The sequence below is a fragment of the Streptomyces diastatochromogenes genome (genome assembly GCF_002242805.1).
GTDB lineage: Bacteria > Actinomycetota > Actinomycetes > Streptomycetales > Streptomycetaceae > Streptomyces > Streptomyces diastatochromogenes.
Genome location: NZ_MCGQ01000010.1, coordinates 240,928 through 259,530, shown reverse-complemented (window position 1 = coordinate 259,530; position 18,603 = coordinate 240,928). Strand labels below are relative to the sequence as shown.

Genomic DNA, 18,603 nt, shown 5'->3' with positions numbered 1-18,603 from the left:
CTTGGGCATGCAGTCAAGCAACGGTCGTGCCCGTGGAGACGGGGACGGTTCCGGGGACTCGGCCGAGAGCCAGGAAGACCCCGGCGCGGTGTCCCGCGACGCGAGGTACGAGGACCCTTGGTACGACGCGCTGGCCACCGGCTGGGGCGAGCTGGACGGCACCGGCATACCGGCGCGGGCCGTACCGGCTGCGCGCCGGGAGCATGACGCGGCAGATGTTCGCGCTCGTGACGTGTACCTCGAGGTGCAGCGCAGCGAGGCCTTCCAGGAGGTGCGCAGCGGGTACCGGAGGTTCGTGGTGCCGGGAGTCGCCGCCTTCCTCACGTGGTACGTGGCATACGTGGTCGCCGCGACGACGGCACCCGGGCTCATGGCCCGTCCCGTGGTGGGGGCGGTGAACGTGGCGATGCTGGCGGGGCTCGGGCAGTTCCTCACCACGTTCCTGTTCACCTGGGCCTACGCGCGGCATGCGCGGCTGCGCCGGGACCGGGCGGCGCTGGAGCTGCGCTGGGACACCCAGGAGTTGACGCGCGGAGCCCAGGGAGGCGCCTCGTGACCGGCGATCACCAGATGCTGGCGCTACTGCTGTTCAGCGGCTTTGTGGCCGTCACCCTGGGGATCACGACGTGGGTGAGCCGCAGGCGGCAGGGTTCCGCGGAGGAGTTCTACGCCGGCGGGCGGCTCTTCTCCTCGATGGAGAATGGTTTTGCCATCGCGGGTGACTACATGTCGGCCGCCTCCTTCCTGGGGGTCACCGGTCTCATCGCGCTGTTCGGCTACGACGGGCTGCTGTATGTGGTGGGCTTCCTCGTCGCCTGGCTGGTCGTGCTGTTCCTGGTGGCGGAACTGGTGCGCAACTGCGGGCGGTTCACCCTGGCCGACGTGGTGGCCGCGCGGATGAGCGAGCGGCCGGTGCGGATCGCCGTGGGAACCTCCTCGGTCACGGTGTCCGTTCTGTATTTGGTGGCGCAAATGGTGGGCGCGGGCAGCCTGGTGGCGCTGCTGCTGGGGCGGACGAGCGGGGCGGCCCAGGCCTGGACGGTCATCGGGGTGGGCGCTCTGATGGTGATCTATGTGTCGCTGGGAGGCATGCGGGCCACCACCTGGATCCAGATCGTGAAGGCGGTCCTGCTGCTCAGCGGGACGGTCGCGCTGACCGTGCTGGTACTGGTGCGGTTCCACGGCGACTTCGACCGACTGCTGGTCACGGCCGCGGAGCGCAGCGGACACGGGAGTGCGTTTCTGGCGCCGGGGTTGAAGTACGGCGGGAGCTGGACCGCCCGTCTCGACTTCATCAGCCTGGGGATCGCGCTGGTGCTGGGCACTGCAGGGCTGCCGCACATCCTGTCCCGCTTCTACACCGTGCCCACCGCGCGGGCGGCCCGCCGCTCGGCGGTGTGGTCCATCGGGCTGATCGGTGGCTTCTACCTGATGACGATCGTCCTCGGCTTCGGGGCCGCCGCCGTGGTGGGGCCGGACGTCGTCAGCCGCTCGAACGCCGCCGGGAACACGGCGGTACCCCTGCTCGCGCTCGATCTGGGCGGCGGCGCCGGTTCCACCGGCGGAACGGTTCTGTTCGCGGTCGTCGCAGCCGTCGCCTTCGCGACGATCCTCGCCGTGGTCGCCGGGATCACGCTCGCCTCCTCGGCGTCCGTGGCGCACGATCTGTACGCGTCGCTGCGGCGGCGGCACGTCAAGGCGCGCAGCGAGGTGGCGGTGGCGCGCATCGCGGCGGTCGGTATCGGTGTCGTGGCGATCGCCCTGGGCCTGCTGGCCCGCGACCTCAACGTCGCCTTCCTGGTCGGCCTGGCGTTCGCCGTGGCCGCGTCGGCGAATCTGCCCGCGCTGCTCTATTCGCTGTTCTGGCGCGCCTTCACCACGCGCGGCGCGGTGTGGGCCGTGTACGGCGGGCTGATTCCCGCGCTCGGTCTGGTGCTGCTGTCCCCGGTGGTGTCCGGCAGCCCGGACTCGCTCTTCCCGGACGTCGACTTCCAGTACTTCCCCCTGCAGAACCCGGGCATCGTCTCCATCCCGCTCGGCTTCCTCGCCGGCTGGCTGGGCACGGTCACCTCGGACGAGGCCGCGGACGAGGCCAAGTACGCGGAGACCGAGGTGCGATCGCTGACGGGGGCGGGTGCGGCTTAGCCGGGAGCTTCCGCACGGTCGTGTCCCGGCAGACGGCCATCCGGCCGCGCTACGGCGCCACCCACGCGTACCGGTGTTCCGGTCGGCCGGTGTCGCCGTACTTCAGGGAGAGGCGGAGGCGGCCCGCCTGTTCCAGGTGGCGGAGGTAGCGCTGGGCCGTGGAGCGGCTCAGGCCGGTTCTGGCGGCGACCTCGTGGGCCGACAGCGGCTGGTCCGCTCGGTGCAGGACGCCACAGATGAGGTCGGTCGTGGGTTCCGAGTGACCGCTGGGCAGGCCCGGTGCGGACGGCGCGGGGGACGTACGCAGGGCGCCGAAGATCCGGTCGACCTGCTCCTGGCCCGTCAGACCCCGGCCGCCCACCCGGTCGACGGTGCGGCGCAGGGCCGCGTAGGAGTCCAGGCGGGTGCGCAGGGCGGCGAAGGTGAAGGGTTTGACCAGATAGTGCAGGGCGCCCAGACGCATCGCCTGCTGCACGGTCGTCACATCGCTGGCCGCCGTGATCATGATGACGTCGCTGCCATGGCCCTGCTCCCGCATGCGGTGGACGAGTTCGAGGCCGGTCTGGTCCGGCAGATAGTGGTCGAGCAGGACCAGGTCGATGGGACCGCGCTCGACGGCGGCCAGAGCCTGGGCGGCACTGTGCGCGCGGGCGGTCACCCGGAAGCCGGGAACCTTTCCCACGTACTTGGCGTTTATCTCAGCGACGCGGAAGTCGTCGTCCACCACCAGGACGTCAATCATCAGGCCTCTCCTTCAAGGCCGGCGAGCGTTAAGCCCGTGTTACGTGCTCCGCAGTTGTAGCGCGCGCAAAATGAGCACAACAGGCTCTTGCGAGCAAAAGAACGGCTTGTGCTCACAAGACTGCAGCTGTGGCCGGGGCCACACCTACCGTCCCGGCCCATGAGCGCAGACACCAGCCCCGCCATCGAGCTACGGGGCGCGAGCAAGACCTTCAGGACCCCGTCGGGGGGTCTGCACACCGCTGTCCGGGATCTGGACCTCACCGTCGGGCGCGGTGAGTTCGTGGCCGTCGTCGGTCCGACCGGTTGCGGCAAGTCCACCACGCTGACGCTGGTCAGCGGCCTGGAGGAGCCCACCGAGGGCGAGGTGCTGGTGGCCGGGGAGCCGGTCGACGGCGTCGGCGACAAGGTCGGCTTCGTCTTCCAGCAGGACGCCACCTTCCCCTGGCGGACGGTCCTGTCCAACGTCATGGCCGGCCCCCGCTTCCGGGGCGTGCCCAAGGCGGAGGCCAAGCAGAAGGCCCGCGAGTGGCTGGCCCGCGTCGGGCTCGCCGCCTTCGAGGACCGCTATCCGCACCAGCTCTCCGGTGGCCAGCGCAAGCGCGTCGCCCTCGCCGCCACCTTCGTCAACGACCCCGAGATCCTGCTCATGGACGAGCCGTTCTCGGCGCTCGACGTGCAGACCCGCGCGCTGATGTCGGACGAGCTGCTGGAGCTGTGGGAGGGCACCGGCGCCTCCGTCGTCTTCGTCACCCACGACCTGGAGGAGTCCATCGCGCTGGCCGACAAGGTCGTCGTGATGACCGCCGGGCCCGCGACCGTGAAGCAGGTCTTCGACATCGACCTGCCCCGGCCGCGCAAGGTCGAGAAGGTGCGCCTGGAGCCGCGGTTCATCGAGATCTACCGCGAGATCTGGGAGTCCCTCGGCGAAGAGGTCCGCATCACCCGCGAGAGGGGTGCCGCCCATGTCGCCTGACGTCATGCCCGAGGCCCAGGTCGCGCTCACCATGACCGAGCCCGGCAACAAGACGGACCGCGCGCAGTCACGCGCGCGTGCCGCCCGCAGACGCAAGATCGTCGTCATGGGCGCCCGCGTATTGCTCCTGGTCGCCGTCCTCGGCCTGTGGGAGGTGCTCTCCCGGGCCAAGGCCATCGATCCGTTCAACTTCTCGATGCCCTCGAAGATCTGGGACCAGATCTGGACCTGGGTGATGCACGGGACCGCCCAGGGCTCCCTCGGTGAGCAGATCTGGGCCACGCTCTACGAGGCACTGCTCGGCTGGGTGCTCGGTGTGGTCGCCGGTGTCGTGTTCGGTATCGCCCTCGGGCGGATCACCTTCCTCGCCGACGTCCTTGGTCCATACATCAAGGTGCTCAACTCGATACCCAGGATCGTCCTTGCCCCGATCTTCGTGATCTGGTTCGGACTCGGCCCTGCTTCCAAGGTCGCGTCGGCCGTCGTGCTGGTGTTCTTCCCGGTGTTCTTCAACGCCTTCCAGGGCGCCCGCGAAGTCGACCGCAACCTGGTCTCCAACGCCCGGATCCTCGGCGCGAGCGACCGCAGGGTGACGCTCCAGGTCGTCATCCCGTCGGCCACCTCGTGGATCTTCACCAGCCTCCACGTCAGCTTCGGCTTCGCCCTCATCGGCGCCATCGTCGGCGAGTACATCGGAGCGACCGAGGGCATCGGCCTGCTCGTCGCGCAGTCGCAGGGCACCTTCAACGCGGCCGGTGTGTACGCCTCGATGGTCATCCTCGCCGTCGTCGCGCTCGTCGCCGAGGGGTTGCTCACCTTTGCCGAGCGCCGCATCTTCCGCTGGAAGCCGGCCGGCTCCGACAGCTGAACGCCCCCGAGCCACCCCCCTTCGAACACTTCTCCGAGCCACCCCCCTTTCCCCGCACCGCCCTCTCACAAGGACGTGAACCGCCATGCGCAAGTCCGCCAGATACACCACCCTGGCCGCCGCCGGCCTGCTCGCCCTCTCCTCGCTCACCGCCTGTGCCAACGACGCGGCCAGCACCGCCGCCGGCAGCAAGGGCGACGGTAAGGGCACCAAGGTCAAGATCATGGTCGGCGGCCTGGACAAGGTCATCTACCTGCCCGCGATGCTCACCCAGCGGCTCGGCTACTTCGACGCCGAGGGCCTCGACGTGGAGCTGCTGAGCGAGCCCGCCGGCGTCCAGGCCGAGACCGCGCTCGTCTCCGGCCAGGTGCAGGGAGCGGTCGGCTTCTACGACCACACCCTCGACCTCCAGGTGAAGGGCAAGTCGGTGGAGTCCGTGGTGCAGTTCTCGCACGCGCCGGGCGAGGTGGAGGTCGTCTCCGACAAGGCGGCGGGCGACATCGCTTCGCCCAAGGACTTCAAGGGGAAGAAGCTCGGCGTCACCGGTCTCGGCTCCTCGACCGACTTCCTCACCAAGTACCTCGCCGTCAAGAACGGCGTGAAGGTCAGCGAGTTCACGCCGGTCGCCGTCGGCGCCGGACCGACCTTCATCTCCGCACTCCAGCAGGGCGCGATCGACGGCGGCATGACGACCGACCCGACCGTCGCCACGATCCTGGACAAGAAGGCCGGCAAGGTCCTCATCGACATGCGCACCCCCGAGGGCTCGCAGGCGGCGCTGGGCGGGCCGTACCCCTCGTCAAGCCTGTACATGCAGACGGACTGGGTCAACAGTCACAAGGACACCGTCCAGAAGTTGGCCAATGCATTCGTCAAGACACTCAAGTGGATGTCCACCCACAGCGCGGACGAGATCGCGGCCAAGATGCCCGCCGACTACTCCCAGGGCGACAAGGCGCTCTACGCCCAGGCGATCAAGAGCACGCTGCCGATGTTCACCAAGGACGGCGTGATGCCCGCGAACGGCCCCGAGACCGTCGAGAAGGTCCTCAAGTCGTTCAACCCCACCATCAAGAACGCCAAGGTGGACCTGAGCAAGACGTTCACGACCGAGTTCGTCGAGAAGGCCGCCAAGTGACCGCTCGCTGAAGCCCGCTCAGGCGCGGGTCGCCCACACGTAACGGTGTTCCGGGCGGCCCGCGTCGCCGTATTTGAGGGTCAGCCGGGCCCGTCCGGTGCGCTCCAGGAGCTTGAGGTAGCGCTGGGCGGTCTGGCGGCTCACCCCGGTCCGCTCGGCGATCTCCTGGGCGGACAGCGGCCCCTCGGCGCTCATCAGGGACTGGCGCACCAGCTCGGCCGTGGTGGGGGAGTGCCCCTTGGGCAGCTCCGGCTCCGACGGCGCCGACAGGGCGCCGAAGATGCGGTCCACCTCGGCCTGTTCGGCCTCGCCGCCGCCGTCCAGCGTGCGGCGCAGCTGGGCGTACGCCTCCAGCTTCGCCCGCAGCCCGGCGAAGGCGAACGGCTTCACCAGGTACTGCAGGGCGCCGTGCCGCATGGCCGCCTGGACGGTCGACACGTCCCGCGCGGCCGTCACCATGATCACGTCGGTCTGGTGGCCGCGCCGGCGCATCTCCTGGACGACCGCGAGCCCGGTGTCGTCGGGCAGGTAGTGGTCCATGAGGACCAGGTCGAGCCGCGGCAGCGCCTCCAACTGGCTCAGCGCCTCGGCCGCGTTGTGCGCCTCGCCGGCCACATGGAAGCCGGGCACCTTCTCGACGTAGGCGGCGTTGACCCGGGCGACCCGCACGTCGTCGTCCACGACCAGGACCTCGATCATCGCGCCTCCTCCTCGACGACAGCGGCGGTCCGAAGGGACTCCGCGAGCACCGCCGGCTCCAGCTCCGGCTCGGTCAGCGCCTCGGGCAGGACGACGGTGAACTCGGCGCCCCCGCCGTCCGCCGCGCCCACCGTCGCGCTCCCGCCCTGCCGTTCGGCGAGCCGGTGCACCAGCGAAAGCCCGAGGCCCCGCTTGCCGTGCGCGGGCGGCTTCTTGGTGGACCACCCGTCCGTGAAGACCAACTCCCGCTGGCCCTCCGGGATGCCGGGCCCGGTGTCGCGTACGCGAAGGACGACCGTACGTCTCTCGGCGCGCAACTCGACCTCCACGCGCGCGTGCGGGGTGCCCGCGACCGCGTCGAGTGCGTTGTCCACGAGGTTGCCCACGACGGTGACCAGACCCCGGGGGTCGATCAGCCGGTCCGGGAGCCGGGTGCGTTCCGACACCCACAGGGCGACGCCTCGTTCGGCCGCCACGGTCGCCTTGCCGACCAGCAGGGCGGCGAGCAGCGGGTCCTGGATCTTCTCGGTGACCTGCTCGGCGGTGACCCGGTGGTCCCCGACGACCTCGCCGACGAACTCCACGGCGTCGTCGTACATCTCCAGCTCCAGCAGGCCGAGCAGGGTGTGCATGCGGTTGGCGTGCTCGTGGTCCTGGGCGCGCAGGGCGTCGATCAGGCCGCGCGTGGAGTCGAGTTCGCGGCCCAGCTGCTCCAGCTCGGTGCGGTCGCGCAGGGTGGCCACGGCGCCGCCGTCGTCCGTGGGCATGCGGTTGGCGACCAGGACACGCTGGCCGCGCACGGTCAGCAGGTCGGTGCCGGTCACCCGCCCGGCCAGGACGTCCGCCGTACGACCCTCGCCCAGCGCCTCGTCCAGGGACTTGCCGACGGCCTCGTCGCCGATGCCCAGCAGCCGCCGTGCCTCGTCGTTGAGCAGCCGGATGCGACCGCCGCGGCCGAGGGCGACCACGCCCTCCCGGATGCCGTGCAGCATCGCCTCGCGCTCGGCGAGCAGCGCCGAGATGTCGGAGAAGGCCAGGTCCCGGGTCTGCCGCTGCACCCGCCGGGAGATCAGCCAGGCGGCCAGCGCGCCCACCGCGAGAGCACCGCCGGCGTAGGCGAACAGCCCCGGGATCGCGCTGATCAGCCGGGCGCGCACGCTGTCGTACGCGATGCCGACCGAGACCGCCCCGATGATCCGGTGGTCGGCGTCGTACAGGGGCACCTTGCCGCGCGCGGAGCGGCCCAGGGTGCCCTTGTCGATCTCCATGACCTGCTTGCCGGCCAGGGCGTCGCGGGGGTCGGTGGAGACCGGGCGGCCGATCTCGCTGGGCGTGGGGTGCGACCAGCGGATCCAGTGCCGGTCCAGCACCACGATGTACTCGGCGTGTGTGGCCTTCCGGATCCGCTCGGCCTCCTCCTGCACCGGGCCGTTCCTGGTCGGCGGGGTGTGCTGGACGCCCTCGGCGATCTGCGGGTCCTGCGCCGTGGTCTGGGCGATGGCCAGGGCGCGGCGCATCGCCTCCTGGTCCAGCTGTTTGCTCAGCGGGGCCAGGAAGAGCCCGGTCGCGAGCACCGCCACTCCCGCGGCGATCGCCACCTGCATCAGCAGCACCTGCGAGAAGACCCGCCGCGGCAGACCGAGGCGCAGGCGGCGTGCGGGGGGAGTGGGGCTCATACCCACGACGGTACGTGGGGGGACGGTGGTCGCCGTAGGGGTTGTGGCGTGGATCTCTTGACCATTTCTTGAAGAAGTGGGTCGGGGGTGGCCCTGATCAGCTCGCCAGCGCCGTCGTCCGCAACTCGCGTACGGCCACCATGTCCATCCGCGCCGGCGCCCCGAGCACCGCCGCGTCGCAGCTCTCCGGGCGCGGTGGCAGGGACGCTCCCTGGGCCACCGTGACGAGCCAGTGGCGGCCGTCGGTGTGGGCGACCATGACCTCCCAGCGCGGTGCCCTGCCCTCGGTCCGTACGACGCTCAGCGTGCCGGCCGCGTACTCGCCCGCCGCGGAGCGCACGGCCAGCTCGGCCGCCTGCCCGGGCCGGTCCCAGGCGGAGCACCCGCGGCATCCCTCGACCACCACGCGCCCCTCCTGGACCCCGTGCAGGGCCTCCTTGATGGTGTGCGCCTCCGCGCGGCCGTACGCGTAGCCGTACGGCAGGACGAGCACCGTGGGCGAGAAGCGATGACCACCCAGATGGGTGACCTCCCAGACGCCCCGCACACCGGAAGAGGCCAGCTCGGCGGCGAGGGGACGGCCCAGGAGGGCGCAGCAGCGGTCGCGCTTGCCGTTGGTGCACACGAGCGCGAGCGGGTCGCCCGTGTGCGGCCGGCCGCCCAGCGCCGCGCCGAAGGAACGGGGGTCGCCCGCGCCCAGAGCGGCGAAGTCGAGGCCGAGCAGCCGGTACGGATCGCGGGTGGTGGCGCTGTGCAGCCAGACGTTCCCGGGGACGGTGTGGGCCACGTACACCTGCCGGAGCGCCTGCGTGCCGGGGTCCGCGTGGCGGCCGGGGCGCCGGATGAGCGCGACGCGGACGCCGGTTCCCTCGGCGGCGGCCTCCAGGGCGCGGCCCAGCGCGGGGTCGAGGTGGCTCGAAGTGAGCGCTTTGACACCCCACGGGCCGGGCTGTTCCAGCAGTAGCCACGTCGTCGCCGTGGCAGCCGTGCCGGCAACGGGCTCGTCGAGGCTCCGGGAGACGGTCGCACACCTACTCACAGAGGTGAGCCTAACCTGACTTCCCCCGGGGCGACTTCCGGCCGTGGCCGTTGCCCTACTCCGGGAGGGGCTGCGGAGGGCGCGGACCGACGTAGTGACCGCTGGGGCGCATGCGCAGCGGGCGCTCGCCGTACTCCTCGAGGGCATGGGCGATCCAGCCCGCCGTCCGGGCGACGGCGAAGATGGTCTCGCCGGCCGTGGCGGGCATGCCGCAGGAGACGGTGAACACGGCCAGGGCCAGGTCGACGTTGGCGTGCAGCGGAGTGTGGCGGGCGGTCGTGGCGACGATGTCGCGGGCCGCGAGCAGGGCGGGTTCCGCTCGCGGGAGCTGCTCCAGGAGGCCGAACAGCGCCCGCGCGCGCGGGTCTTCGCCGGGGTAGAGCCGGTGACCGAGTCCGGGGATACGGCGCCCCGCGCGCAGCTCGTCCGCGATCACCGGGACCGCGGTGCCCTGGTCGAGCACGTCGAGCAGCATCCGGTGGGCCAGGCCGCTGGCGGCGCCGTGCAGCGGCCCCTCCAGGACGCCGAGCCCGGCCGAGACGGCCGCGTAGGCGTGGGCGCGGGCCGAGGCGGCGACCCGGACGGCGAGCGTGGAGGCGGCCAGGTCGTGGTCGACGAGCAGGGCGAGGGCGGTGTCCAGGACGCGCAGTGCCGCCTCGTCGGCGGGGCTGCCGGTCAGCCGCCCCCACAGGCGGTGGGCCAGCGGGCCGTCGTCCTCGGGGGCGTACAGGACCGGCGGCAGCGCGGCGACGAGCGTGGGGATGAGGGTGCGCGCCGTGCCCAGCACGGCCTCCTCGGACAGGTCGAAGCGCAGCGGGTCCTCGGCCGCCGCGGCGATCGCCGCCACCCGCAGCCGGTCGGTGGGGGAGGTGTGCTCCGGCAGCGCCCGCACGACGTGCCGGGCGACCTCGACGGTCTCCTCGGGCGCGGTGAAGGTCACGCCCCGGGTCATCCGGCCCGTCCACAGCCACTCCGCGACCTCCTCGTAGGAGTGGCGGGCGGCCAGCTCCGTGGCGTCGACGCCACGGAAGTAGTACCGGTCCTTGTCGATGAAGGTGATCCGGGTCCGGACGGACAGGTCCCCGCCGGAGCCCGGACTCCCCGCGGCCTCCCGCCGGTTGCGCCGGGCGAGGGCCTCGACCTCCCGCGCCTCGAAGGTGCTGGCGCGGCCCCCGGGTTCGCGCCTGCTGCTGAGCAGGCCGCGGCTCACGTAGGCGTACACCGTCTCGGGCTTCACGCCGAGCAGTTCGGCGGTCTCCTTGGTGGTCAGCCTTCGCCCGGGACGGTCGGGAGCGGGTTCGTGATCGCGCATGGAAGTCACCGTAGCCGCCTCTGCACATCTTGATGGCCGTGCTTGATGAACATTGATTAGATCAATGTTGACAGGAAAGTCGTCAAGCATAGACAGTCGGATCAAGTCCAGGGAGGAACATCATGTCCATCAACAGGACCGCACCCCGTGTCGACGTACCGCGCGGCCTTGCGGGAGTCGTCGTCACCGACACCGAGATCGGAGACGTACGGGGGCTCGAGGGCTTCTACCACTACCGCCAGTACTCGGCCGTCGAACTCGCGCGGACCCGCGGCTTCGAAGACGTCTGGCACCTCCTCGTCCACGGCGCGCTCCCGGATGCGGAACGCCGTGCCGCCTTCACCGCCGAGGCCGCGCGACTGCGCCGGCTGCCCGAGGAGGTCCGCGCGGCCCTGCCCGCCATAGCGGCGGCGAGCGGTCTCTCCGGTCCGCTGGCCGGGCTGCGCTCGGCACTGTCGCTGCTGGGTGCGGCGCAGGGGTTCCGGCCGGTGTACGACATCGACGCCGACCGGCGCCGCGCGGACACCGTCGCCGTCTGTGCGGCCGTACCGACCCTGCTGACCGCGCTGTACCGAATCGGGCAGGGCCTGGACGCGGTGGAGCCGCGCGAGGACCTGTCGTACGCGGCCAACTACCTCTACATGCTCACGGGTGAGGAACCGGACCCACGGCGGGCCCGTGCGGTCGAGCAATACCTGATCTCAACCATTGATCACGGATTCAATGCATCAACCTTCACCGCGCGGGTCATCGCGTCCACCGGTGCCGACGTGGCGGCCTGCCTGGTCGGGGCCGTGGGCGCGCTGTCCGGACCGCTGCACGGTGGGGCGCCCAGCCGTGCCCTCGACACCCTGGACGCGATCGGAACGCCCGACCGCATCGACTCCTGGATCCGGGAGCGGGTGCTCGCCGGCGACCGCATCATGGGCTTCGGGCACGCCATCTACCGCACGGAGGATCCCCGTTCGCGGATGCTGCGCGAGATCGCCGAGGGCTTCGGGGGCTCGCGCGTCGCCTTCGCCGTCGAGGTCGAGCGACAGGTCGAGGCGATCCTCGCCGAGCTGAAGCCCGGCCGCGAACTGCACACGAACGTCGAGTTCTACGCGGGCGTGGTCATGGAACTGTGCGGCCTGCCCCGGGAGATGTTCACCCCCACCTTCGCGGCGGCCCGGGTGGTCGGCTGGAGCGCCAACATCCTGGAACAGGCGGAGGACCCGAAGATCATCCGGCCGGTCGCCAGGTACGTCGGCCCGGAGCCGCCGGTGGCGGTGCCGGCACAGCGCTGAGGGACCCCGGAAGCCCCAGGCGGGCCCCGGCGGCGCCCCGCCCCGGGGCGCCCCGCTCTTATCCTGGTCCGGCAGTCGGTCCACATGAGAGAGGGCGCCCGTTGGGCAACAGCCGCACCCCGCAGCAGATCCCCGTCATCGTGCTCGCCGGATTCCTCGGCTCAGGGAAGACCACGCTCCTCAACCACCTGCTGCACCGCAGCGGAGGCAGCCGCATCGGGGCGATCGTCAACGACTTCGGCGCCATCGAGATCGACGCCATGGCCGTCGCCGGCGCCCTCGGCGACTCGACCGTCTCGCTCGGCAACGGCTGCCTGTGCTGCGCCGTCGACGCGAGCGAACTCGACGTCTATCTGGACCGCCTGGCCGCGCCCGCCGCCGGCATCGACGTCATCGTCATCGAGGCCAGCGGACTCGCCGAGCCGCAGGAACTCGTGCGGATGGTGCTCGCCAGCGAGCATCCCGGCATCGTCTACGGCGGCCTCGTCGAGGTCGTCGACGCCGCCGAGTTCGACGGCACCCGAGCCCGGCACCCCGAGATCGACCGGCACCTCGCCCTCGCCGACCTCGTCGTGGTCAACAAGCTCGACCGGGCGCCGGACGCCGATCGCGTCCTTCGCCTGGTCCGCTCGCTGACCGACCGGGCCGTCGTCGTCCCCGCCACCTACGCCCGCGTCGACCCGGAGTTCCTCTTCGACTGCAGGCCGAGCGAGGAGCGCATCGGGCAGCTGTCCTTCGACGACCTGCACGACCTGCACGACCCGCATGAGCCCGACGACGACCACCATGGCCACCTGCACACGGGCTACGACAGCCTGTCCTTCACCTCCGACGTACCGATGGAGCCCCGTCGGCTGATCCGGTTCCTGGACAGCCGGCCGGAGGGGCTGTACCGGATCAAGGGATACGTGGACTTCGGGCCGTACGACGCCGTCAACCGCTACGCCGTCCACGCCGTCGGCCCGTTCCTGCGCTTCTACCCCGAACCGTGGCCGCCCGCCGACGCCCGCCTCACCCAGCTCGTGCTGATCGGCTCCGGCATCGAGGCGGACGCGCTCGGGGAGGAACTGGAGGGGTGCAAGAGCGACGACGCCCCACACGCCGACGAGCACGGCATGTGGGGCGTCCTGCGGTACGTACAGGGCTCCGAGGAGGAGCCCGACGCGGCGGCGTACGCGGTCTAGAACACCGGTCCCGCGACCACCGACACCGTCTTCGCCAGCGACGTGCCCGAGCCGTCCCGGCGCGGGTCCAGCTCCGGCAGCTCGGCCGGGGTGCCGTTCTTCTGCGCCGCCCGGGCCGGGACGGGGCCCGCCCAGCCCAGCGACAGGCAGTCCTCGCCCTTCAGGAACCGCTGGCAGCGCACGCCGCCGGTGGCCCGGCCCTTGCGCGGGTACTGGTCGAACGGGGTCAGCTTGGCCGTCGTCTGCACGGAGTCGTCCAGCGTGCCCCGCGAGCCCGCCACCGTGAAGACCACCGCCTCGGCGGCCGGGTCGACCGCCGTGAACGAGATGACCTTGGCGCCCTCGGTGAGCTTGATGCCCGCCATACCGCCGGCCGGGCGGCCCTGCGGACGGACGATGGAGGCCTGGAAGCGCAGCAGCTGCGCGTCGTCCGTGATGAACACCAGGTCCTCCTCGCCGGTGCGCAGCTCCACCGCGCCGACGATCCGGTCGCCCTCCTTGAGGGTGATGACCTCCAACTCGTCCTTGTTGGACGGGTAGTCGGGCACCACACGCTTGACGACACCCTGCTCGGTGCCCAGCGCCAGACCCGGGGACGACTCGTCCAGCGTCATCAGGCAGACCACCGTCTCGTCGTCCTCCAGGGAGACGAACTCCGCGAGCGGCGCCCCTCCGGCGAGGTTCGGCGCAGCCGCCGTCCCGGGCAGCTGCGGCAGGTCGACCACGTTGATCCGCAGCAGACGGCCCGCCGAGGTCACCGCGCCGACCTCGCCGCGCGTGGTCGCCGGGACCGCCGAGACGATCACGTCGTGCTTGGCGCGCCTCGCGTCGGTGTCCTCCGAGAACGGCTCGTTGTCCGCCGTGCGGGCCAGCAGGCCCGTGGAGGACATCAGCACCCGGCACGGGTCGTCGGCGACCTGGAGCGGCACGGCGGCCACCGGGGCTCCCGCCGACTCCAGCAGGACCGTACGCCGGTCGGTGCCGAACTTCTTGGCCACGTCGGCCAGTTCGGCCGAGACCAGCTTGCGCAGCTCCGCGTCCGAGTCCAGGATCCGGGTCAGCTCCGCGATCTCCGCGGTGAGCTTCTCCTTCTCCGCCTCCAGCTCGATGCGGTCGTACTTGGTGAGCCGGCGCAGCGGCGTGTCGAGGATGTACTGCGTCTGGATCTCGCTCAGCGAGAAGCGCTCCATCAGGCGCTCCTTGGCCTGCGCGGAGTTCTCGCTGGCCCGGATCAGCCGGATGACCTCGTCGATGTCGATGAGCGCGGTCAGCAGGCCCTCGACCAGGTGCAGCCGGTCACGGCGCCGGCCGCGGCGGTACTCGCTGCGGCGCCGTACGACGTCGAAGCGGTGGTCGAGGTAGACCTCCAGCAGCTCCTTCAGGCCCAGGGTGAGCGGCTGACCGTCCACCAGGGCCACGTTGTTGATGCCGAAGGACTCCTCCATCGGGGTCAGCTTGTACAGCTGCTCCAGGATCGCCTCCGGCACGAAGCCGTTCTTGATCTCGATGACCAGACGCAGGCCGTGCTCGCGGTCGGTGAGGTCCTTGACGTCGGCGATGCCCTGGACCTTCTTCGAGTTGACCAGGTCCTTGATCTTGGCGATCACCTTCTCCGGACCGACCGTGAAGGGCAGTTCGGTGACGATCAAGCCCTTGCGGCGGGCGGTCACGCTCTCGATCGAGACCGTCGCGCGGATCTTGAAGGTGCCGCGGCCCGTCGCGTACGCGTCCCGGACGCCGTCCAGGCCGACGATCCGGCCGCCGGTGGGCAGGTCGGGGCCCGGGACGTGCCGCATCAGCGCGTCCAGGTCCGCGTTCGGGTACCTGATCAGGTGGCGGGCGGCCGCGATGACCTCGCGCAGGTTGTGCGGCGGCATGTTCGTCGCCATCCCGACCGCGATGCCCGAGGAGCCGTTGACCAGCAGGTTCGGGAAGGCGGCGGGCAGCGCCACCGGCTCCTGCTCCTGGCCGTCGTAGTTGGGCGTGAAGTCGACCGTGTCCTCGTCGATCGACTCGGTCATCAGGCTCGTCGCCTCGGCCATCCGGCACTCGGTGTACCGCATGGCGGCCGGCGGGTCGTCGTTGCCCAGCGAGCCGAAGTTGCCGTGGCCGTCGACCAGCGGGAGGCGCATCGAGAACGGCTGGGCCATGCGCACCAGGGCGTCGTAGATCGACGCGTCGCCGTGCGGGTGCAGCTTGCCCATGACCTCGCCGACGACCCGGGCGCACTTCACGTAGCCGCGGTCACGGCGCAGGCCCATCTCGTTCATCTGGTAGACGATCCGGCGGTGCACCGGCTTGAGGCCGTCACGGGCGTCCGGCAGGGCGCGCGAGTAGATGACCGAGTACGCGTACTCAAGGTAGGAGCCACGCATCTCGTCCACGACGTCGATGTCGAGGATCTTCTCCTCGTACGAATCGTCGGGCGGCGGGGTCTTCGTGCTGCGGCGGGCCATCGCTGCCGGCTCCTTGCTACTGAAGCGTTTGATGGATCTGACGCGGACCATTGTGGACCGAGGCACTGACAAGCCGTGCCACGACCCGGTCCCAGCGGGATTCCCGCGCCCGCGGAGCCGGGTCCGGCGCAGGCTACGCGATCCGCTCTGGGCGTACGTCCGGCGGGAACTTCGCCGAGGCCCCGCACGCTTTGCATACAGTGGCAGGACCGGCAGGAAAACAGCGGTTTCGACGACCGCCTCCGCTCTCGAAGGGACGTACATGCCCATGGGTCACACGACCACAGCCGAGGCAGGCTCCGGGGGCCTGACAGCGACCGAGCACCGCCTGGCCAACGGTCTGCGCGTGGTGCTCTCCGAGGACCACCTGACCCCGGTGGCGGCGGTGTGCCTCTGGTACGACGTCGGCTCCCGACACGAAGTCAAGGGACGTACCGGCCTGGCTCACCTTTTCGAGCACCTGATGTTCCAGGGGTCGGGGCAGGTCAAGGGCAACGGCCACTTCGAGCTGGTGCAGGGCGCCGGCGGCTCGCTGAACGGCACCACCAGCTTCGAGCGCACCAACTACTTCGAGACCATGCCCGCCCACCAGCTGGAGCTCGCCCTCTGGCTGGAGGCCGACCGCATGGGCTCCCTGCTCGCCGCCCTGGACGACGAGTCCATGGAGAACCAGCGGGACGTCGTCAAGAACGAGCGCCGTCAGCGCTACGACAACGTGCCCTACGGCACCGCCTTCGAGAAGCTGACCGCCCTCGCCTACCCGGAGGGCCACCCCTACCACCACACGCCGATCGGCTCGATGGCGGACCTGGACGCGGCCACCCTGGAGGACGCGCGCCAGTTCTTCCGCACCTACTACGCGCCCAACAACGCGGTGCTCTCCGTGGTCGGCGACATCGACCCCGTGCAGACCCTCGCCTGGGTCGAGAAGTACTTCGGGTCGATCGCCTCCCACGACGGCAAGCCCGAGCCCCGCGACGGCTCCCTGCCCAAGATCATCGGCGAGCAGCTGCGCGAGGTCGTCGAGGAGGAGGTCCCGGCGCGCGCCCTGATGGCCGCCTACCGGCTCCCGCAGGACGGCTCCCGCGAGTCGGACGCGGCCGACCTGGCCCTGACCGTCCTCGGTGGCGGCGAGTCCTCCCGCCTGTACAACCGGCTCGTGCGCCGCGACCGTACGGCCGTCGCGGCCGGCTTCGGCCTGCTGCGCCTGGCCGGCGCGCCCTCGCTCGGCTGGCTGGACGTGAAGGCCTCCGGTGACGTAGAGGTGCCGGTGATCGAGTCCGCGATCGACGAGGAGCTGGCCCGGTTCGCCGAGGAGGGCCCCACGGCCGAGGAGATGGAGCGCGCCCAGGCCCAGTTGGAGCGCGAGTGGCTGGACCGGCTCGGCACGGTCGCCGGCCGCGCCGACGAACTGTGCCGGTTCGCGGTCCTGTTCGGCGACCCGCAGCTCGCCCTCACCGCCGTCCAGCGCGTCCTGGAGGTGACCCCCGAGGAGGTCCAGGAGGTCGCCAAGGCCCGCCTGCGCCCCGACAACCGCGCGGTCCTCGTCTACGAGCCGAAGCACCCGGAGACGGTCCAGGACGCCGACGTCCCCGAGGACCCGGAGCAGGAAGCGACCGTAGAGGCCGGTAACGACAACGAGGAGACGGCCAAGTGACCGAGCTCGCCACGATGGACTTCCACCCCCAGCCGCAGCCGGGCGAGGCCAAGCCCTGGGCGTTCCCGGCCCCCGAGCGCGGCACGCTGGACAACGGCCTGACCGTGCTGCGCTGCCACCGCCCCGGCCAGCAGGTCGTCGCCGTCGAGGTACTGCTGGACGCGCCCCTGGACGCCGAGCCGGCCGGCCTGGACGGCGTCGGCACGATCATGGCGCGGGCCTTCTCCGAGGGCACCGACAAGCACTCCGCCGAGGAGTTCGCCGCCGAGCTGGAGCGGGCCGGCGCCACGCTCGACGCGCACGCCGACCACCCCGGCGTCCGCCTCAGCCTGGAGGTCCCCGCCTCCCGCCTGGCCAAGGGCCTCGGCCTGCTCGCCGACGCCCTGCGCGCGCCCGCCTTCGCCGAGAGCGAGGTCGAGCGGCTGGTCCGCAACCGCCTGGACGAGATCCCGCACGAGCTGGCCAACCCCGCCCGCCGCGCCGCCAAGGAACTCTCCAAGGAGCTGTTCCCGGCGACCTCGCGCATGTCGCGCCCGCGCCAGGGCACCGAGGAGACGGTCGAGAAGATCGACGCGGCGGGCGTACGCGCCTTCTACGACCGCCATGTGCGGCCCGCCACGGCCACCGCGGTGGTGGTCGGCGACCTCACCGGCACCGACCTGGACGCGCTGCTCGCCGACACCCTGGGTGCCTGGACCGGCACCGCGGGCGCGCCGCGTCCCGTGCCGCCGGTGACGGCCGACGACACCGGCCGGGTGGTCATCGTCGACCGGCCGGGTGCCGTTCAGACGCAGCTGCTCATCGGCCGGATCGGACCGGACCGGCACGACCGCGTGTGGCCCGCCCAGGTGCTCGGCACCTACTGCCTCGGCGGCACCCTCACCTCCCGCCTGGACCGCGTCCTGCGCGAGGAGAAGGGCTACACCTACGGCGTGCGCGCCTTCGGACAGGTCCTGAGGTCCGCGCCGGACGACACCGGCGCCGCGATGCTCGCCATCAGCGGTTCCGTGGACACCCCCAACACCGGTCCCGCGCTGCAGGACCTGTGGACGGTGCTGCGCACGCTCGCGGCGGAGGGGCTGACCGACGCCGAGCGGGACGTCGCCGTGCAGAACCTGGTCGGTGTGGCGCCGCTGAAGTACGAGACCGCCGCGGCCGTCGCGGGCACGCTGGCGGACCAGGTCGAGCAGCACCTGCCCGACGACTTCCAGGCGACGCTGTATCAGCAGCTCGCCGGCACCGGCACCGTGGAGGCCACCGCGGCGGTCATCAACGCCTTCCCGGTGGACCGCCTGGTGACCGTCCTCGTCGGTGACGCGGCCGAGATCAAGGCGCCGGTCGAGGCGCTCGGCATCGGCGAAGTCACCGTCGTGGCCGCCGAGTAGCAGCCGGACGGCGCTCCGCGCGCGTGGGGCCCTGATGGCCG

At 71.4% G+C, this 18,603-nt stretch carries 15 protein-coding genes; 9 read left to right on the top strand and 6 right to left on the bottom strand.

Translation table 11 applies throughout. The features are described 5' to 3' along the window. Nucleotides 1-7 precede the first annotated feature (7 nt). Complete coding sequence (locus tag BEK98_RS11945) at nucleotides 8-556, top strand: DUF485 domain-containing protein (RefSeq protein WP_094216427.1); 549 nt, start codon at nucleotides 8-10, stop codon at nucleotides 554-556. Continuing rightward, complete coding sequence (locus tag BEK98_RS11940) at nucleotides 553-2,145, top strand: solute symporter family protein (RefSeq protein WP_094216426.1); 1,593 nt, start codon at nucleotides 553-555, stop codon at nucleotides 2,143-2,145. The genes BEK98_RS11945 and BEK98_RS11940 overlap by 4 nt, the downstream gene beginning before the upstream one ends. Nucleotides 2,146-2,194: 49 nt before the next feature. On the opposite strand, the gene BEK98_RS11935 is transcribed toward BEK98_RS11940, so the two are convergent. After that, on the bottom strand, nucleotides 2,195-2,887 hold the full coding sequence (locus BEK98_RS11935; protein WP_094216425.1) for a response regulator: 693 nt from the start codon (nucleotides 2,885-2,887) through the stop codon (nucleotides 2,195-2,197). 159 nt (nucleotides 2,888-3,046) lie between these two features. On the opposite strand from BEK98_RS11935, the gene BEK98_RS11930 reads away from it, so the two are divergent. The 3 genes from BEK98_RS11930 to BEK98_RS11920 all read left to right on the top strand — a co-directional run bounded on the left by BEK98_RS11930 (nucleotide 3,047) and on the right by BEK98_RS11920 (nucleotide 5,868). Beyond that, nucleotides 3,047-3,862, top strand: coding sequence for an ABC transporter ATP-binding protein (locus BEK98_RS11930; RefSeq protein ID WP_094216424.1), 816 nt, complete (start codon nucleotides 3,047-3,049; stop codon nucleotides 3,860-3,862). After that, nucleotides 3,852-4,730, top strand: coding sequence for an ABC transporter permease (locus tag BEK98_RS11925; RefSeq protein WP_094216423.1), 879 nt, complete (start codon nucleotides 3,852-3,854; stop codon nucleotides 4,728-4,730). Before BEK98_RS11930 ends, BEK98_RS11925 begins: the two co-directional genes overlap by 11 nt. 85 nt (nucleotides 4,731-4,815) lie before the next feature. Beyond that, nucleotides 4,816-5,868: an ABC transporter substrate-binding protein gene (locus BEK98_RS11920; protein ID WP_094216422.1), complete on the top strand. Its 1,053-nt coding sequence runs from the start codon at nucleotides 4,816-4,818 to the stop codon at nucleotides 5,866-5,868. 18 nt (nucleotides 5,869-5,886) lie between these two features. On the opposite strand, the gene BEK98_RS11915 is transcribed toward BEK98_RS11920, so the two are convergent. The 4 genes from BEK98_RS11915 to BEK98_RS11900 form a co-directional block, all read right to left on the bottom strand. Beyond that, nucleotides 5,887-6,567 (bottom strand): response regulator, encoded by a 681-nt coding sequence (locus BEK98_RS11915; protein ID WP_094216421.1) that lies wholly within the window; start codon nucleotides 6,565-6,567, stop codon nucleotides 5,887-5,889. Next, nucleotides 6,564-8,243: an ATP-binding protein gene (locus tag BEK98_RS11910; protein ID WP_094216420.1), complete on the bottom strand. Its 1,680-nt coding sequence runs from the start codon at nucleotides 8,241-8,243 to the stop codon at nucleotides 6,564-6,566. The genes BEK98_RS11915 and BEK98_RS11910 overlap by 4 nt, the downstream gene beginning before the upstream one ends. A gap of 97 nt (nucleotides 8,244-8,340) precedes the next feature. Continuing rightward, nucleotides 8,341-9,282, bottom strand: coding sequence for a sucrase ferredoxin (locus BEK98_RS11905; protein WP_094216419.1), 942 nt, complete (start codon nucleotides 9,280-9,282; stop codon nucleotides 8,341-8,343). A gap of 55 nt (nucleotides 9,283-9,337) precedes the next feature. Continuing rightward, complete coding sequence (locus BEK98_RS11900) at nucleotides 9,338-10,594, bottom strand: citrate synthase (protein WP_208643083.1); 1,257 nt, start codon at nucleotides 10,592-10,594, stop codon at nucleotides 9,338-9,340. A 122-nt stretch (nucleotides 10,595-10,716) separates the two neighbouring features. Here BEK98_RS11900 and BEK98_RS11895 point away from each other — a divergent pair, with 122 nt between their 5' ends. Then, a complete protein-coding gene (locus tag BEK98_RS11895; RefSeq protein WP_094216417.1) occupies nucleotides 10,717-11,880 on the top strand; it encodes a citrate synthase/methylcitrate synthase in 1,164 nt (387 codons plus the stop codon). 101 nt (nucleotides 11,881-11,981) lie between these two features. Next, a complete protein-coding gene (locus BEK98_RS11890; protein WP_094216416.1) occupies nucleotides 11,982-13,064 on the top strand; it encodes a CobW family GTP-binding protein in 1,083 nt (360 codons plus the stop codon). Here BEK98_RS11890 and BEK98_RS11885 read toward each other — a convergent pair. After that, complete coding sequence (locus BEK98_RS11885) at nucleotides 13,061-15,520, bottom strand: DNA gyrase/topoisomerase IV subunit A (RefSeq protein WP_094216415.1); 2,460 nt, start codon at nucleotides 15,518-15,520, stop codon at nucleotides 13,061-13,063. The two genes, BEK98_RS11890 and BEK98_RS11885, sit on opposite strands and share 4 nt — an antisense overlap. A gap of 262 nt (nucleotides 15,521-15,782) precedes the next feature. Between BEK98_RS11885 and BEK98_RS11880 the strand changes: the two genes are divergently transcribed. Beyond that, on the top strand, nucleotides 15,783-17,177 hold the full coding sequence (locus BEK98_RS11880; RefSeq protein WP_094216414.1) for a M16 family metallopeptidase: 1,395 nt from the start codon (nucleotides 15,783-15,785) through the stop codon (nucleotides 17,175-17,177). Further along, on the top strand, nucleotides 17,174-18,562 hold the full coding sequence (locus BEK98_RS11875; protein WP_094216413.1) for a M16 family metallopeptidase: 1,389 nt from the start codon (nucleotides 17,174-17,176) through the stop codon (nucleotides 18,560-18,562). Before BEK98_RS11880 ends, BEK98_RS11875 begins: the two co-directional genes overlap by 4 nt. Nucleotides 18,563-18,603 lie beyond the last annotated feature (41 nt).

Bases quoted from the DNA above. Each gene is read 5' to 3' on its own strand.
- BEK98_RS11945 (WP_094216427.1), top strand. From the start codon at position 8: ATGCAGTCAAGCAACGGTCGTGCCCGTGGAGACGGGGACGGTTCCGGG.
- BEK98_RS11935 (WP_094216425.1), bottom strand. From the start codon at position 2,887: ATGATTGACGTCCTGGTGGTGGACGACGACTTCCGCGTCGCTGAGATA.
- BEK98_RS11930 (WP_094216424.1), top strand. From the start codon at position 3,047: ATGAGCGCAGACACCAGCCCCGCCATCGAGCTACGGGGCGCGAGCAAG.
- BEK98_RS11925 (WP_094216423.1), top strand. From the start codon at position 3,852: ATGTCGCCTGACGTCATGCCCGAGGCCCAGGTCGCGCTCACCATGACC.
- BEK98_RS11920 (WP_094216422.1), top strand. From the start codon at position 4,816: ATGCGCAAGTCCGCCAGATACACCACCCTGGCCGCCGCCGGCCTGCTC.
- BEK98_RS11915 (WP_094216421.1), bottom strand. From the start codon at position 6,567: ATGATCGAGGTCCTGGTCGTGGACGACGACGTGCGGGTCGCCCGGGTC.
- BEK98_RS11910 (WP_094216420.1), bottom strand. From the start codon at position 8,243: ATGAGCCCCACTCCCCCCGCACGCCGCCTGCGCCTCGGTCTGCCGCGG.
- BEK98_RS11900 (WP_208643083.1), bottom strand. From the start codon at position 10,594: ATGCGCGATCACGAACCCGCTCCCGACCGTCCCGGGCGAAGGCTGACC.
- BEK98_RS11895 (WP_094216417.1), top strand. From the start codon at position 10,717: ATGTCCATCAACAGGACCGCACCCCGTGTCGACGTACCGCGCGGCCTT.
- BEK98_RS11885 (WP_094216415.1), bottom strand. From the start codon at position 15,520: ATGGCCCGCCGCAGCACGAAGACCCCGCCGCCCGACGATTCGTACGAG.
- BEK98_RS11880 (WP_094216414.1), top strand. From the start codon at position 15,783: ATGCCCATGGGTCACACGACCACAGCCGAGGCAGGCTCCGGGGGCCTG.